The sequence below is a fragment of the Halopseudomonas formosensis genome (genome assembly GCF_900115905.1).
Taxonomy (GTDB): Bacteria; Pseudomonadota; Gammaproteobacteria; order Pseudomonadales; family Pseudomonadaceae; genus Halopseudomonas; species Halopseudomonas formosensis.
On sequence record NZ_FOYD01000002.1, the window covers coordinates 159,725 to 174,529 of the forward strand.

Sequence of the window (14,805 nt, forward strand, 5' to 3'; positions counted from 1 at the left end):
CATCAGGCGTCGGCTCATCGGCCGACTTGCTATGGAGCAGACGATAGGCCCTGCCCCTGACCCGCTCAATCACCGCAAATGACATTTTCATAACCCTGAGTTACATTCTGCAGCTCCACAAGGAGTCACAGCATGAAGCTCGGCGACCTCTCGGTCGGCTACCTCTACAGCCTGCAGGCGGCGCTCAGGCATCTGGGTCATGATGCCGACGCCCTGTTACGGCGCTATCGCGTTCCCCCGGACATGCTGGCCCGGCCTCTGGCGCGCATCAGCATTCCGCGCTTCATGCGCCTCGGCCATGCCGCCATCCAGCTCAGCGGCCGTAAGGACATCGGCCTGCTGATGGGCCGGTACAGCCAGCCATCGCACCTGGGACTGCCGGGGCTGACCGCCCAGTGCGCGCCCAGCCTCGGCCAGGCTTTCGATGTACTGGTGCGCTTCGAGCGCCTGACCAGCCAGAACTACCGGGGCCACTCCAGCTTTCATCCACCGGCCACCCGTTTCTATTCGATCAGTCCCTACAACAACTTCAACCTCTTCGTGGTCGACTCCGCCCTCGCCTCCCGCCGGCAGCTCGCCATGCAGCTGACGGGAGGCGCAGCGCGGCTCAGAGAAGTGCACATCGAGTTCCCTGCGCCGGACTATGCCGACCGCTACGAGAGCCTGTTCGGCTGCCCCGTCCTCTTCGAGCAGGAGCACAACCAGCTGATCTGGGAAGCCGGCAGCCTCGACCTGCCGCTGATCCAGAGTGCTCCCGGCACCCACGCCCAGCTGGTGGAGTTGTGTGAGCAGCAACTGCAGGATCTCACCCGCCACCGGCACCTGCGCGAACGGGTCGAGGAAATCCTCTCCCCGCGGCTGCACAGTCAATTACCGGAACTGGACGAAGTCGCCGCCCGCCTCGGCATGGCCGGATGGACCCTGCGCCGCCGCCTCAAGGCCGAAGCCGGCACGCGTTTCCAGAACATCATCGACGACATGCGCCGGGACCTGGCGCTGAGCTACATGAGGGATACGGAAACCGCACTGGGAGAAATCGCCTTCCTGCTCGGCTTCTCCTCACCGGCAGCATTTCAACGCGCGTTCAAACGTTGGACCGGCGTAGCACCAGGGCAATATCGCCGGCAGACGAGACAGCAAAAGCCGGATTAAAGAGAGTGCCCAGCCGGGCCTCCATTCGCACCCGGGGCGGGTGCTCCTACAATCAATATCCGGCGTTGAGGTTCAATACCCCGGAAAGGGATCTGGTTTTACCTGTAGGAGCACCGCCCACGGTGCGAACTGGGCAGGCACACATTCGCACCCGGCGCGGGTGCTCCTACAACAAATACGCGAATTCGCACCCGTGGCTGCTGCTCCTACCGCGCGAAGGAGTCGGATGCCTACCCCTCACATCTCCTGTGCATCATCTACAGCGTCATCCCATTCCTGGGCGCGTTGCTCCAGCAGTTCTTCTTCATACTCGTTCATATTGTTCTCTCCTTCTTGATCATTCTCTGCATGGGAACAGGTTCAACCTAACTCCCCTGCTTTACAGTCAGATGAAAGCCACACGGGAAAGTTCAGAAGCAATTGACTTTGCCACGGTGTCAGGGTTGAGACTGTGGCCATTCAAACCATCGAGGAGATTGTTCCCGTGAGCATCCAACTGAACGTCAAGGAAATGACCTGCGCCCACTGCGTCAAGCACGTCACCGAGGCCCTGACCGCCGTTGCCGGTGTCGAATCGGTCGACGTCAACCTGGAAGCCGGCAAGGTCAGCGTCAAGGGCAATGCCGACAGCCAGGCGCTGATCAACGCCCTGGACGAAGCCGGCTACCCGGCCAACGTCGCCCACGATGGCAAGACCACCTGCTGCGGCGGCTGACAGTCAAGGAGGAAAACATGCTCGGCAAATTACGCTTAATCGCCCTGGCCGGTCTGTTCATGGGCGGTCTGGCCCAGGCGGCAGACAACCTGACCATTGACGTCCACCGCGACGCCAACTGCGGCTGCTGCAAGGACTGGATCCTGCATCTGGAGAACAACGGCTTCACGGTCAATGACCATGTGGAAGCCAACATGGGCAGCTTCAAGCAGACCGCCGGCGTACCCCCGCGCCTGGGCTCCTGCCACACCGCGATCATCAACGGTCAGTTTGTGGAGGGCCACGTGCCTGCAGAACAGATCCACCTGCTGCAGAACCGCCCCGACCTGCTCGGCATAGCCGTTCCCGGCATGCCCGTCGGCTCTCCGGGCATGGAGTACGGTGATCGCAAGGATCCTTATCAGGTAGTGGGACTGACCAGAAGTGGCGAAGTCGAGGTCATCGCGGAGTACTGATCAACTTCGCTCCAACCTCAGCGTCACCCGGCGGTTCTTTTCCCTGCCTTCCCGGGTGTTGTTGTTGGCGACGGGGTAGCGCTCGCCGTGGAAACGGATGCTGATCATGTCCTCATCCACGCCCCGCTCGATCAGGTAGGCCTGAACCGCCAGCACCCGCTGGCGGGACAGCTCGCGGTTGCTCAGTCGGTCGCCGACATTGTCCGAGTGCCCATCCAGCTCAATGCGCGACACCTGCGGATCAGCCTTGATGTACTCCAGCGCCACATCCAGCATCTGTCTGGCCCGAGCATCCAGCACGGCACCGCCACTGGGAAAGCCGATCGCCGTGCGCGAGATCTGATCGATATTCATCGGCAGCAGGCCATCGGCACAGGCCTGAAAATCCTTCCACGCCTGCGGATAGCCGACACTGGACACCACCACCCGCACCTGCTGACCCGCATCGCTCAGGCTGCCCTGCAGAATGGTCGGCTGCAAACCCCGAGACAGCCCCGCGAGCATCTGCCCCGCCTGCTGCCAGGGTAACCGCATTACAGTGGTGCCCGACTGAACCGTCCCCTGCCCGAGCGGCTGCACCCGGGCATCCGGGCGCCACGGCGGCGGATCGTTGTACAGCTGCGCGGCTCCCGGCCGCATCAGCTCGCTCCAGGCCGACAGCTGGAACATCGGCCGCTCACCCGCCCGGCGGATGAACACCGCCTCGCCATAACCGTCAACGCGCTGGCTCAAACGACACTCGAACTTGTCCCCTTCCACCGACCACTGCACATCTTCCATGCGCGTCTGGAACGTCATAGCCTGGGCAGGCAGAGCTGCTCCCAGCAGCAGGACAAGCGGTAAACGGAACAAGCAAGGCACTCCGAAAACAGGGCTACAGGACAAGAAGTCGGCGCACGAGCGCAAAACTTTAGCCCAGAACCAAAACCCAACTCCGCCCGGTTCGCACCGTGCCCGTCCCGTTCGCACCGAGGCGGTGCTCCTACAACAAAACCAATCTCAACTCCGACCCGTAGGGGTACCCGCCCCGGGTGCGAATGCGTGCCTACCCCTTTCGCACCGAGGGCGGTGCTCCTACAACAAAACCAAACCCAACCCCGAACCGTAGGAGCACCCGCCCCGGGTGCGAACGCGTGCCCGCCGGTTCGCACCGAGGCGGTGCTCCTACGGGGTCCTACAACCAAACCGCATCCCAATGCGGATAATCCTCCACCGACTCCACCAACCCCGCCCTGATCGGGTTGGCTATGACATATCTGGCCAACGCCTTGAGGTCATCCTCCCGGCGCACCGCTCGATCATGAAAACCCCGCTGCCATATACGCCGCCCGATTCTCCGCGCACAAACACCCCTCACCCGCCCCACCACTCGGCCGAGCGACTCGTCATTCAACTGCATCAACCAATGGAAATGATCCGGCATCACAACATAGCACCAGGTCTGAACACCGTTTTGCAGCGCCTCCATACGCAAGGTATTGACCAGAATCCGGGCATTGTTCAGGTCGGAGAAAACCGGTTCGCGTTCCTGGGTAACGGCGGTAATGAGGTACAGCCTGCCAGCCTCGGACACGCGCCCAAGACGCAGACGGTGGGATTGGTAGGTTGCTTGTGACACGGCATTGGGCCTCCTGGATGGGGGATTTGGATATATCCAGGGGGTTATCGGGGCAGGAGTAAAGGAGAGGATGGCGGGGTTGTGATGTGGTGCACGGCGAGGTGTGGGTGAGGAGGGTTTGTGCCCGCCCCCGTTCGCACCGAGGCGGTGCTCCTACAAAAAAACCAATCCCACCCCCGACCCGTAGGAGCACCCGCCCCGGGTGCGAAGGGGGGCTGCATGGGGCGTGGATTGTGGTTGCCCGGTTCGTACCGGGGCGGTGCTCCTACAACAGAACCACAACCCAACCCCGAACCGTAGGAGCACCCGCCCCGGGTGCGAAGGGGGTGCGCCCGGCACAAAGGAGGCTTAGCGGTAGCCTTTGGGGTTGTTGGACTGCCAGCGCCAGGCGTCGGCGCACATGGCTTCGAGGCTGAGTTCGGCGCGCCAGCCGAGTTCTTCGGCGGCGAGGGTGGGGTCGGCGTAGCAGCAGGCGACGTCGCCGGGGCGGCGGTCGGTGAGGACGTAGGGAAGTTTGTGGCCGCAGGCTTTCTCGAACGCGTGCAACATGTCCAGCACCGAGTAGCCCTTGCCGGTACCCAGGTTGAATGCCTTGATGCCCAGATCGCGGTCCAGCCATTCCAGGGCCTTCACGTGGCCTTCAGCCAGGTCCATGACGTGGATGTAATCCCGCACACCGGTACCATCCGGTGTCGGGTAATCGCTGCCGAACACGTTCAGATGCTCACGCCGGCCCACGGCCACCTGGGCGATGTAGGGCATGAGGTTGTTGGGGATATCCGCCGGGTCTTCGCCGATCCGACCGCTGCTGTGGGCCCCGACCGGATTGAAATAGCGCAGCAGGGCGATATTCCAGCTGTCGTCGGCCACATACAGATCGCCCAGCATCTCCTCGATCATCAGCTTGGAACGGCCATAGGGATTGGTCGCACTGGTGGGAAAGTCCTCACGGATCGGCACCGTGGCCGGGTCGCCATAGACAGTGGCGGAGGAGCTGAATACCATGTTCTTCACCCCGGCCCGCTGCATGGCCTCGCAGAGCACCACGGTCCCGCTGACGTTGTTGTGGTAGTAGCGCAGCGGCTGGGCAACCGACTCGCCCACCGCCTTGAGTCCGGCAAAGTGGATGACGGCATCCACCTTGTGGGTCTGGAACAGGCGATCCAGCAGCGCGGCATCATTGATGTCGCCCTCCACCAGAACCACCTCGCGCCGGGCAATATCCTCCACCCGGCGCACGGCCTCGGCGCAGCTGTTGCTGAAGTTGTCCAGCACCACCACGTCATAGCCCAGTTCAAGCAGGCGCACGCAGGTGTGCGAACCTATGTAACCGGCGCCGCCGGTAACCAGAATGGTCTTGCTCATTTACTCAGTCCTTTCAAACCGCCTTGATCGCCTCTACCAGCTTCTCGGTCTCCCGCTCCATCAGGGCGATATCACCCCGACTCTCCACGTTCAGTCGTATCACCGGTTCGGTATTGGAGGCGCGCAGGTTGAACCGCCAGTCCGCGTAGCAGATGCTCAGGCCATCAGTGTAATCCACATCCAGCGCGGCGGGGGCATATTGGTCTTCGATGGCCCGCAACACGGTCGGCGCATCGCTGACGGTGAGATTGATCTCGCCGGAGGACGGATAGGCAGCGATGCGCTCATCCACCAGCTCGGACAACGGCTTGCCCTTGCGGCACATCAGCTCGGCCACCAGCAGCCAGGGGATCATGCCGCTGTCGCAATAGGCGAAGTCGCGGAAGTAATGATGCGCGCTCATCTCGCCACCATAGATGGCATCCTCGGCCCGCATGCGCTCCTTGATGAAGGCATGGCCGGCCTTGGTCTGAATCGCCACCCCGCCATTCTGCTCGATCTGCTCCACGGTATTCCACACCAACCGCGGGTCGTGAATGATGCGCGCGCCGCGCTCCTTCTGCAGGAAGGCCTCGGCCAGCAGCCCGACGATATAGTAGCCCTCGATGAAGCGCCCCTGCTCGTCGAACAGGAAGCAGCGGTCAAAATCCCCATCCCAGGCAATACCCATATCCGCCTGATACTTGAGTACCGCATCGCGGGTAATGCCGCGGTTTTCCGGCAGCAGCGGGTTGGGAATGCCATTGGGAAAACTGCCGTCAGGATTGTGGCAGATCTTCACCAGCTCCACGGGCATATGCAGATCGGCAAAGGCCTTTTCCAGCGCATCAATCGCCGGACCGGCAGCACCATTACCCGCGTTGACCACCAGGCGCATCGGAGTGAATGCCGCCGGATCGATGTAGTTCATCAGGTGCTCGACATACTGCTCCCGCACGTCGACCAGCTCATAGCTGCCACGGTCGGCATCCGCCACATTGGGGTCCCGCCCGTCCACCAGCTCATATTCCCGCGCTTCGGCCAACGCCCGAATGTCGGCCAGACCGGTGTCAGCGGAAATCGGCCGCGCACCCTCGCGCACCAGCTTGAAGCCGTTGTAGTCGATGGGATTGTGCGAGGCAGTCACCTCGATGCCGCCGTCCACACCCAGATGGAAGGTCGCAAAATACACCTCTTCCGTGCCGACCATGCCCAGGTCCAGCACATCCACCCCCTCATCGCGCAGACCGTTGGCCAAGGCCGCCTTCAGGGCCGACGAGCTTTCACGGATGTCCCCGCCCAGAACCACTTTTCTGGGCTTCAGCCACTGGGCAAAACCCCGGGCGATGCGGTAGGCGATGCCTTCGTCCAACTGCGTGCCCAACTGGCCGCGGATGTCATACGCCTTGAAGCAGGTGATAGCAGACATAAAAGATCCTTGTTTTGATATTTGGTTTGGGGTGAGGCTTATCCCCGTTTACTTCAAAATCCGCCCCAACAACCCCGCCGTCGACGAATCCACCCCACTCACCTCGCCCTGCCCCCGTATCCATGCCAGCGTATCCACTGCGAGCTTCTTGCCCATCTCCACGCCCCACTGGTCGAAGGGGTTGATATCCCAGATCACCGACTGTACGAAAACCTTGTGTTCGTACATGGCAACAAGCGCTCCCAGGCTGTAGGGCGTGAGTTCGTCCAGCAGCAGGGTCGAGCTGGGTTGATTGCCGCGGTAACGCTGGTAGATGGGCAGCTGATCCGCATCCTTCAGCGCTGCGTCGCCGAGGGCCAGCAGGCGGGATTGGGCCAGGCAGTTGGCCAGTGCCAGCTCATGCTGGGCGATGAGTTCTGCGGTGACCTCATCCCGGGCCTGTTCGTAACGGCGGGCCGGGAGGATGAAGTCGCAGGTTACGGCTTCGGTACCCTGGTGCAACAGCTGATAGAAGGCGTGCTGCGCGTTGGGACCCACGTCGCCCCAGATGATCGGGCAGGTCTGGTGTTCCACGGGCTGGCCATCGCGGGTCACGCTCTTGCCGTTGGACTCCATCTCCAGCTGCTCCAGATACAGCGGCAGCTGCTTGAGACGGCCATCGTAAGGCAGCACCGCCTGGGCGTTGATGCCCAGCACGTTGGTATTCCATACCCCGACCAGGGCCATCAGTACCGGCAGGTTCTGCGACCAGTCGGCATTGCGGAAGTGTTCATCCATCAGATGGGCACCGGCGAGCATCTGGCGGAAGCCGTGCATACCGATGGCCAGAGCAATGGGCAGGCCGATGGCGGACCACATCGAGTAGCGACCACCGACCCAGTCCCATATCTGCAACTGATGCTCTTCGCTGATACCCCATTCGGTCATCTTCTGCACCGCAGAGGACACGCCGAGGAAGTGGCAGTGCAGCACGCCCGGTTTATCACCCAGCGTGTGCTGCAACCAACAGCGCGCGGTATCGGCGTTGCTCAGGGTATCTATGGTGGTGAAGGACTTGGACGAGATGATGAACAGCGTCGAGTGGGGGTTCAGGGTGCGCAGCAACTGGGACAGCTGGCTGCCGTCCATGGTTGAGGCGAAGTGTACGGTCAGGCGCGAGGAGGTCTGCGCCGCGCTGTCGCACAGGGCCTCGACCATCATCTGCGGGCCCAGGTCCGACCCGCCGACGCCGATATTCACCACATCGGTCACGACCTCGCCGGTAGCGCCCCGCCACTGCCCCGAGTGCACCTTGTTCACGATGCGCTCCATGCGGCGCAATTGCTCGTGCACCTGGGCGGCGACGTCCTGGCCGTCAACCACACAGGACGCTCCCTCGGGCAACCGCAGAGCCCAATGCATCGCCGCCCTGCCCTCGGTGGAGTTCACCGGCTCACCGCCAAACAGTCGGTCGATCCACTCTGGTAGCTGCTGCTGCCGAGCCAGATCGAACAGCCGCTCGAGGGTTTCCACGGTCAGGCGCTGCTTGGAGTAATCGAACAGCAGCGGCCCGCAATCAGCGTGCAAGCGCTCGAAGCGCTGCGAATCATCGGCGAAGAACTGCGCCAGATGGGTGTCCTTGATGTTATTGGCATGCTCAGCCAGGACCCGCCACATATAACTTACTCTCCTGAAATGGATCGTCATACAGCAAAAACCAAAACCTGCCGCGGCCCCGTAGGAGCACCCGCCCCGGGTGCGAATGAATGCCTGCCCAAGACGCAAATCTGTGCCCGCCGCGTCCGCGGTTCGCACCGCGGCGGTGCTCCTACAACAAAACCAAACCTGCCCCCGAACCCGTAGGAGCACCCGCCCCGGGTGCGAATGGGTGCCTACCTGCGCCCTATCCCGTAATAGGTAAACCCGGCCCGTTTCACAAACTCGGGGTCCCAGACATTTCGACCATCCAGCAGCAGCGGCTTGTTCATCTCCGCATGCAAACGCTTGAAGTCCGGGCTCCAGTAGGCCTTCCACTCGGTCACCAGCATCAGCGCATCAGCGCCGGCGGCAGCTTCGTAGGGATCGTCATGCAGGACCAGATCATCCCGCTCCCCCGCCCAGGCCGCCAGTGCCGGCAGAGCGCGGGGATCATGCACATGCACCTCGGCCCCCTGTGCCCAGAGCGCAGTAATCAACTTCAATGCCGGTGCATTATCAATGCGCGAGGACTCAGGCTTGAAAGCGGCACCCCATATCGTCACCTTGCGGCCGGTCAGCTCAGTGTCATAGTGCTGCCACAGCTTGCGGAACAGCGCCTCCTTCTGGCGCTCGTTGATCTGCAGAACCTCCTCGATCAACTGCGCCTGCAGGCCGCTGTGCTGCAGGGTGCTGGCCAGGCTCATTACATCCCGGGAGAAACTCAACCCCCCGAAACCGCAGCCCGGATACAGATAGGCTTCACCGATCCGCTGGTCGGCGCCCATACCCTGGCGCACCCTCTCGATATCCACATCCAGACTGTCCGCCAGATTGGCCATATCGTTCATGAAGCTCAGGCGCGTGGCGAGCATGCCGTTGATCGCCAGCTTGGTGAATTCCGCCTCACGCGGGCGCATGGACATGATCGAATCCCGGCGGCGGTTGAACGGTCGCAGAATCTCTGCCACCAGCCGTCCCGCCCAGGGTATATCCGCCCCGACCAGCCAGTGCGCAGAACGGGTAAAGCCGTTCAGGGCAGCCCCCTCGGTCAGCAGATCAGGCACACTCACAACAGCGCCATGCCGCGCATCGGCGCCCTCGCGGGACTGCATGGTGTGCTGCAGCGCCTCGGTGCTGCCCACCGGGAAGGTAGACTGGTTCACCACCAGAAACTCGGGGTCGATGTCTACAGGCAGTGAGCGGACCAATTCATGGGCATAGTCCAGCAGGTCCGGCGCCAGCGCCAGCCAGAGCACGGTCACACGCGGGTCGGGACGCTGATCCAGACCAACTACCTGCAGACGCCCCTCGCGCTTCTGCTCCAGCATCAGATCAGCCAGGCCCGGCTCGCGCAGAGAAAAATTACCGGTATTCAAGGTGTTCGCCACCCCACCGGGGGATACATGCAGAGTGACCTGATGCCCGGTCGAGGCCAGCGCCGCAGCGCTGACCATGGCACAGAGCGTATCGCCGTATACAGCAATGAACATGGGCCAGTCCTCAGCCTTGATAGCGCGCCAGCATCGCCCGGAAGTCCGCACCCAATGTCGGATGCTCCACCCCGTAGGCTACTGTTGCCTCCAGATATCCCAACTTGCTGCCGCAGTCATGGGACCGGGCGGAAATATGCCAGGCCTCCACGCCCTCACCCTGCATCAGCTCCGCGATGGCGTCGGTCAGCTGTATCTCGCCACCTGCTCCGGGCTGAGTGTTCTCCAGCAGATCGAAGATGCGTGCCGGAAGCACGTACCGCCCGACCACAGCCAGATTCGACGGTGCCTGATCACGGGGCGGCTTTTCCACAACCCGGCTCATCAGCGCATGCTGCCCCGGCTGCAGGTCAACGCCATGCACATCCACCACACCGTACTGGCTGACCAACTCCTCAGGCACCGGCTCAACCAGAATCTGCGCATGGCCGCCGGTCTCTACAAAACGCCGCGCCATCTGCTGCAGGTCGTTCTCGGGCCCCCGCTGCTCCACCAGCACATCCGGCAGCAGCACCGCAAAGGGCTCGTTACCCACTACCGGACGAGCGCAGTACACCGCATGGCCCAGACCCAGCGCACGGCCCTGGCGCACAGCGGTCACCTTAAGCTGTGGGGGGGCAATATCACGCAGCACCTGCAGCAGCTCGTGCTTGCCACGACGCTCCAGCTCGGCTTCCAGCTCGTAGTTCACATCGAAGTGATCCTCGATGGCCTTCTTGCTCGAATGGGTCACCAGCACGATTTCATTTATTCCCGCCGCCAAAGCCTCTTCCACCACATACTGGATAACCGGCTTGTCGACCACGGTGACCATTTCCTTGGGGATCGCCTTGCTGGCGGGCAGAAAGCGCGTGCCCAGACCGGCAACCGGTAGAACTGCCTTGGTAACCTTCACGGTAACTCCTGTATATCAGTCATCAATCAGAGAATAGGAAAGCCCAGCGGGAACAGAGTTCAGAAACTTTCGCGGCCCGGATATTAACCCAAGCGCGGACGGAGTTCAGTCCGAATGTGAACCAGAGCGCAGCCCCCACCAACCAATTTGTTTATAACAGTCCGACATCACAAGAACGTGAACGGGGGACATGCCATGACACGCCGCCTCATCCTCTGCCTGGACGGCACCTGGAACTCCAACGACAAGAGCGACAAGGTCACCAATGTGGTCAAGTTGCTGCGCTCCATACCATCGGTGGACAGCCGAGGCACCAGCCAGATCCTCTACTACGGCCGCGGTGTGGGTACCGGCAATGGAGAAAAGATCCGCGGCGGCTTCAGCGGAGCAGGACTGGATGCCAACATCATCGACGGCTTCCGCTTTCTCGGTAACAACTACCACCCCGGCGACGAGATCTATCTGTTCGGTTTCTCCCGCGGCGCCTACACCGCCCGCAGTCTCGCAGGGCTGATCAACCTGGCCGGCATCTTCTGCTCCGCCTGTCTGGGCCGGCCACTGGAAAAGCTGCTGGACATCTGGCGGGACCGCACACTCAGCAGAGAAGAGAAGCAGGCCGCCATCAAACGCATCCCGGATGTCCATCGTCATGAGCGCGTGCAGGTCAAATGCGTCGGCGTCTGGGATACCGTCGGCTCACTGGGCATACCCGGCGATCTGGCCAAACAACTTTCACTTGCAAGCCGCTGGTACTTCCATGATGTGCACCTGGGCCCGCATATCGACGTCGCCCTGCACGCCCTGGCCATCGACGAGAAACGCGGCGCCTTTCCTCCCACGCTTTGGGAAAAGCCCATCGACCAACCACTGCCGCCAGGGCAGGTCGTCGAACAGGTATGGTTCCCCGGCGTGCACTCCAACGTCGGCGGCTCCTATCAGGATGATCGTCTCTCGGATATCGCCCTGGACTGGATGATCAAGCGCGTGCGCAGGCATACCCCGCTCGAGATAACCGATCGGGGCCTTAACCCGGCCAACCTCCCGGTGGAGAAGTGCGTACAGGGCAAGGGCATCGAAAGCCGCACAGCCCTGTACATGACCAGCTACCCCTATCCGTACCTGCGCACCCTCTGCAACGTGCTCACACCACCCACCGGCAAGGTCGACGGCCTGATCCGCAACCTCTTCAAACCCGAGAACAGCAGACGCAACCTGCCCGACAGCAACGAAGAAACCGTGAATGAATACCTGCACATATCAGCACTGCAGCGCTGGCGCCTGCCCCAGGTGCAGCATGACCTGGCGGAGGACAAAGACAGCCCCCTGCAACCCTACCGCCCACCGAATCTGGCGGCGCTGATCAGCGAGAGAAAAGGAAAGAAGATAGAAGTAGTGGGGTGGGATGGAGAAGTGATGGCGGCCAATGAAATACCCTGGCCAGAGTGACGAAGTCCGCTTTCGCACCCGACACGGGTGCTCCTACAAACGGCGCCCACCGTAGGAGCACCGCCGGATCGCCGGACCGCCCCGGTGCGAACGGCGTGCCCAGCACGCCCAAATGCGCCACCCCATATCGCACCCGACACGGGTGCTCCTACAACCCACAACGCGACGCCCCTGCAGGCGCCCCGGGCCCATGCAAACCACCCCAGCCTATCGTTCCCACCGGGTAGCCAACATCCCCAACCACTCGTAAATTGCCCGTTCACTCTTTTCCAGATGCCGAGCCGAAGGAATCCAATAACTGAGGCGGTCCGTATCATCCCGCCGCGCCAAATAATGCGTCGGGGCCGCAATGGGCCTCAAGCCCGCATTGCGAAAATGTACCATCGCCCGGGGCATATGGGAGGCGGAGGTCACCAGCAACAGCTGCGTCCCTTCCCCGAGCACCCTCGCCGCCGCGCGCGCTTCCTCGCCAGTATCCGTTGCGAAATCCAGCATCCGCAGATGGGTGTCAGGCACGCCGATATCCATAGCTATGCGACCAAAAGCCCGAGCCATGGGCTCGACCCCAGCACGGCGATCCGCCCCGCTCACCAGCAAGAGCGCATCCGGCCGACGATGCCACAGGCGCAGGCCTTCCAGCAGACGATTGGCCGAAGCCTCACTCAGCTGCCCGGTCACCACCCAAGGCTGATGCGGCTGATAGCCGCCACCCAGCACCATAACCGCCGCCACGGATTCTTCAGGAGGCCAATCATGCAGCGCTGGATGCCGCGCCTCTACAGGCCCCAGCAAGCGATCGGCAACCGGAGCCCAACTGAGCAACACCAGCAGCAACACCGCAATAACAACAACGCTGCCTCCTGCCCTGCGCCAACGCAACCGAAGCAGCAATCCAAAGAACAACAACCCAGTGCAGAATGGCAGCGGCATCAGAAGCTGTGCGGCCATGACCTTGATCAGGGTGTAGAAACTCACATCGGTCAAACACCGCTCCTTATCCTGCTCTTACTGGCAAGTGCGCTTATCGAGCCCCAAACCCGGTAAGAATGGTCTTGATGGTCTTCACTACGATCAGAATATCCAGCCAAAGAGAGAAGTGCTTTATGTAATAAAAATCGTGCTCGATCTTCACGCTGGTATCGTCCGCATCTGCCGCATAACCATGCACCACCTGGGCCCATCCGGTAATACCGGGCTTCACCACGTGGCGATACGAGTAGAACGGAATTTCCTCATCAAAGCGCTCCACAAAGGCCCGCTGCTCGGGTCGGGGTCCTATGAGGCTCATCTCGCCTTTGAGAACATTGATAAACTGGGGAATCTCATCCAGACGGGTCTTGCGGATAAAACGCCCTACCTTGGTGATGCGCATGTCATTGGCCTGAGCAAACTGCGCTCCATCCTTCTCTGAGTCTCTGGTCATGCTGCGCAGCTTATACACCTTGAAGCTCTTATTACCCTGCCCCACCCGCTCCTGAATAAAAAACATCGGCCCTTCGCTGTCCAGCTTAATGACCAGACCCGTAATCAGCATCACAGGCACCCATAAAGGGGCAAACAGCAGCACGGTAAAGACATCAATCAGACGTTTGAAAGCCAGATAAAACCCAGAGGGCAGCAAGGCACCAAAGATGTTCTCCGAGAGATGATCAACCCTAACCCTGCCGGTGACCGATTCGATAATCTGCTGAGTATGAAACACAGGAATACGGGCCAGGGTACATTTCGCAAGAAAACGCGCCCACTCATTCGGCAGAGCCTTGGAATGCAGATCCGCCACAATGCCGTCATACCGACGACCGCGCAGATCAGGCTTATCCAACATGGTAATGATTGCATGCGGGTTGCCAGCCAACTCCACACCTCGCCCAAAGGGCACCACCGCAAGCTTGGGCTGCTGAAAACGCCCGCCAAGGAAGAAACCCGCAAACGCCCATAGGTTAGCCAGCAAAAATGAGTAGGTTAGGACCTGCCTCGCATATGACTCTTCACGGAGGAACAGAATAATAGCGAAGACAATAAGCCAGGACATCAGCAGCGTTGGGATGATAAAAGATAGCGTGCTGGTGCCCGGAAACCGTTTGAATTTGTGCAAAATGAAAAAGGAAGCGGTGTAGGCCAAGCTGTTGGCAATCAGCGTATTCAGCTGGGTCTCGTTCATGGGCCAACGCATGAGCGCCTCGCCCCACCTGATCCAGTTTGGCACCAGAACAACAACCACATAACCAAGCAAAAACAGGAAAAACTGGTTGAATAGTAGCACTTCATACCAGCGCGAATGACGACGTTTGAAACTGTTGGGCACAACATACTCCCGCAGGCAGTCAGAAGGTCAGAAAATCACTGATAAATCATGGCCCCGAGCATAGGTGGCGCGCCATTCTAACCGACAAAAGAGAGCGCTGGTGCAAGAACGGCTGCAAGACACCTTGCGGAGTTATAGTCAAATCTGGTGGATGGCAGTCAGGCGGCAGTCCTGTCTGATTGATCGCTTACCTGCTACCCATCCTGAAACCGGACGTTGTTCACGACCTGCTCCAGCTTACTGAACCCCTTAATGCGCTTCCAGCGCTTCTCGGCGCTC

The 14,805-nt window shown here is 61.1% G+C and carries 13 protein-coding genes; 4 read left to right on the plus strand and 9 right to left on the minus strand.

Annotated elements, in window-relative coordinates:
* The first annotated feature begins 132 nt into the window (after positions 1–132).
* The 3 genes from BM046_RS03760 (at position 133) to BM046_RS03770 (ending at position 2,322) form a co-directional block, all read left to right on the plus strand.
* A complete protein-coding gene (locus tag BM046_RS03760; RefSeq protein WP_090537142.1) occupies positions 133–1,152 on the plus strand; it encodes an AraC family transcriptional regulator in 1,020 nt (339 codons plus the stop codon).
* Between the two features lie 511 nt (positions 1,153–1,663).
* Entirely contained in the window at positions 1,664–1,867 is a 204-nt protein-coding gene (locus tag BM046_RS03765) for a heavy-metal-associated domain-containing protein (protein WP_090537724.1), read from the plus strand.
* Between the two features lie 17 nt (positions 1,868–1,884).
* Positions 1,885–2,322, plus strand: a complete 438-nt coding sequence (locus BM046_RS03770) for a DUF411 domain-containing protein (RefSeq protein ID WP_090537144.1) — start codon at positions 1,885–1,887, stop codon at positions 2,320–2,322.
* On the opposite strand, the gene BM046_RS03775 is transcribed toward BM046_RS03770, so the two are convergent.
* The 7 genes from BM046_RS03775 to galU all read right to left on the minus strand — a co-directional run bounded on the left by BM046_RS03775 (position 2,323) and on the right by galU (position 10,775).
* Complete coding sequence (locus BM046_RS03775; protein WP_090537146.1) at positions 2,323–3,120, minus strand: flagellar protein MotY; 798 nt, start codon at positions 3,118–3,120, stop codon at positions 2,323–2,325. It lies immediately after the preceding gene.
* A 376-nt stretch (positions 3,121–3,496) separates the two neighbouring features.
* Positions 3,497–3,940 (minus strand): REP-associated tyrosine transposase, encoded by a 444-nt coding sequence (locus BM046_RS03780; RefSeq protein ID WP_090537148.1) that lies wholly within the window; start codon positions 3,938–3,940, stop codon positions 3,497–3,499.
* Positions 3,941–4,288: 348 nt separating this feature from the next.
* On the minus strand, positions 4,289–5,305 hold the full coding sequence (gene galE / locus BM046_RS03785) for a UDP-glucose 4-epimerase GalE (protein ID WP_090537149.1): 1,017 nt from the start codon (positions 5,303–5,305) through the stop codon (positions 4,289–4,291).
* A 13-nt stretch (positions 5,306–5,318) separates the two neighbouring features.
* The gene (locus tag BM046_RS03790) at positions 5,319–6,713 is read right to left on the minus strand and encodes a phosphohexomutase domain-containing protein (protein ID WP_090537151.1); all 1,395 of its coding nucleotides are present in this window, start codon (positions 6,711–6,713) and stop codon (positions 5,319–5,321) included.
* Between the two features lie 48 nt (positions 6,714–6,761).
* The gene (gene pgi / locus BM046_RS03795) at positions 6,762–8,369 is read right to left on the minus strand and encodes a glucose-6-phosphate isomerase (RefSeq protein ID WP_235818562.1); all 1,608 of its coding nucleotides are present in this window, start codon (positions 8,367–8,369) and stop codon (positions 6,762–6,764) included.
* Between the two features lie 215 nt (positions 8,370–8,584).
* Complete coding sequence (locus BM046_RS03800; RefSeq protein WP_090537155.1) at positions 8,585–9,880, minus strand: UDP-glucose dehydrogenase family protein; 1,296 nt, start codon at positions 9,878–9,880, stop codon at positions 8,585–8,587.
* Between the two features lie 10 nt (positions 9,881–9,890).
* The gene (galU, locus tag BM046_RS03805; protein ID WP_090537156.1) at positions 9,891–10,775 is read right to left on the minus strand and encodes a UTP--glucose-1-phosphate uridylyltransferase GalU; all 885 of its coding nucleotides are present in this window, start codon (positions 10,773–10,775) and stop codon (positions 9,891–9,893) included.
* A 195-nt stretch (positions 10,776–10,970) separates the two neighbouring features.
* Here galU and BM046_RS03810 point away from each other — a divergent pair, with 195 nt between their 5' ends.
* Positions 10,971–12,221, plus strand: coding sequence for a DUF2235 domain-containing protein (locus BM046_RS03810; RefSeq protein WP_090537158.1), 1,251 nt, complete (start codon positions 10,971–10,973; stop codon positions 12,219–12,221).
* Positions 12,222–12,428: 207 nt separating this feature from the next.
* On the opposite strand, the gene BM046_RS03815 is transcribed toward BM046_RS03810, so the two are convergent.
* Together BM046_RS03815 and BM046_RS16380 are read right to left on the minus strand one after the other, a co-directional pair.
* Positions 12,429–13,196: an ElyC/SanA/YdcF family protein gene (locus tag BM046_RS03815; protein ID WP_235818574.1), complete on the minus strand. Its 768-nt coding sequence runs from the start codon at positions 13,194–13,196 to the stop codon at positions 12,429–12,431.
* A gap of 46 nt (positions 13,197–13,242) precedes the next feature.
* Complete coding sequence (locus BM046_RS16380) at positions 13,243–14,526, minus strand: sugar transferase (RefSeq protein ID WP_235818563.1); 1,284 nt, start codon at positions 14,524–14,526, stop codon at positions 13,243–13,245.
* Between the last annotated feature and the right edge of the window lie 279 nt (positions 14,527–14,805).

What these genes read in the sequence shown, in the direction of transcription:
- galE (WP_090537149.1), bottom strand. Translation starts at nt 5,305, where the DNA reads ATGAGCAAGACCATTCTGGTTACCGGCGGCGCCGGTTACATAGGTTCG.
- BM046_RS03770 (WP_090537144.1), top strand. Translation starts at nt 1,885, where the DNA reads ATGCTCGGCAAATTACGCTTAATCGCCCTGGCCGGTCTGTTCATGGGC.
- pgi (WP_235818562.1), bottom strand. Translation starts at nt 8,369, where the DNA reads ATGTGGCGGGTCCTGGCTGAGCATGCCAATAACATCAAGGACACCCAT.
- BM046_RS03790 (WP_090537151.1), bottom strand. Translation starts at nt 6,713, where the DNA reads ATGTCTGCTATCACCTGCTTCAAGGCGTATGACATCCGCGGCCAGTTG.
- BM046_RS03765 (WP_090537724.1), top strand. Translation starts at nt 1,664, where the DNA reads ATGACCTGCGCCCACTGCGTCAAGCACGTCACCGAGGCCCTGACCGCC.
- BM046_RS03775 (WP_090537146.1), bottom strand. Translation starts at nt 3,120, where the DNA reads ATGACGTTCCAGACGCGCATGGAAGATGTGCAGTGGTCGGTGGAAGGG.
- BM046_RS03760 (WP_090537142.1), top strand. Translation starts at nt 133, where the DNA reads ATGAAGCTCGGCGACCTCTCGGTCGGCTACCTCTACAGCCTGCAGGCG.
- BM046_RS03810 (WP_090537158.1), top strand. Translation starts at nt 10,971, where the DNA reads ATGACACGCCGCCTCATCCTCTGCCTGGACGGCACCTGGAACTCCAAC.
- BM046_RS03800 (WP_090537155.1), bottom strand. Translation starts at nt 9,880, where the DNA reads ATGTTCATTGCTGTATACGGCGATACGCTCTGTGCCATGGTCAGCGCT.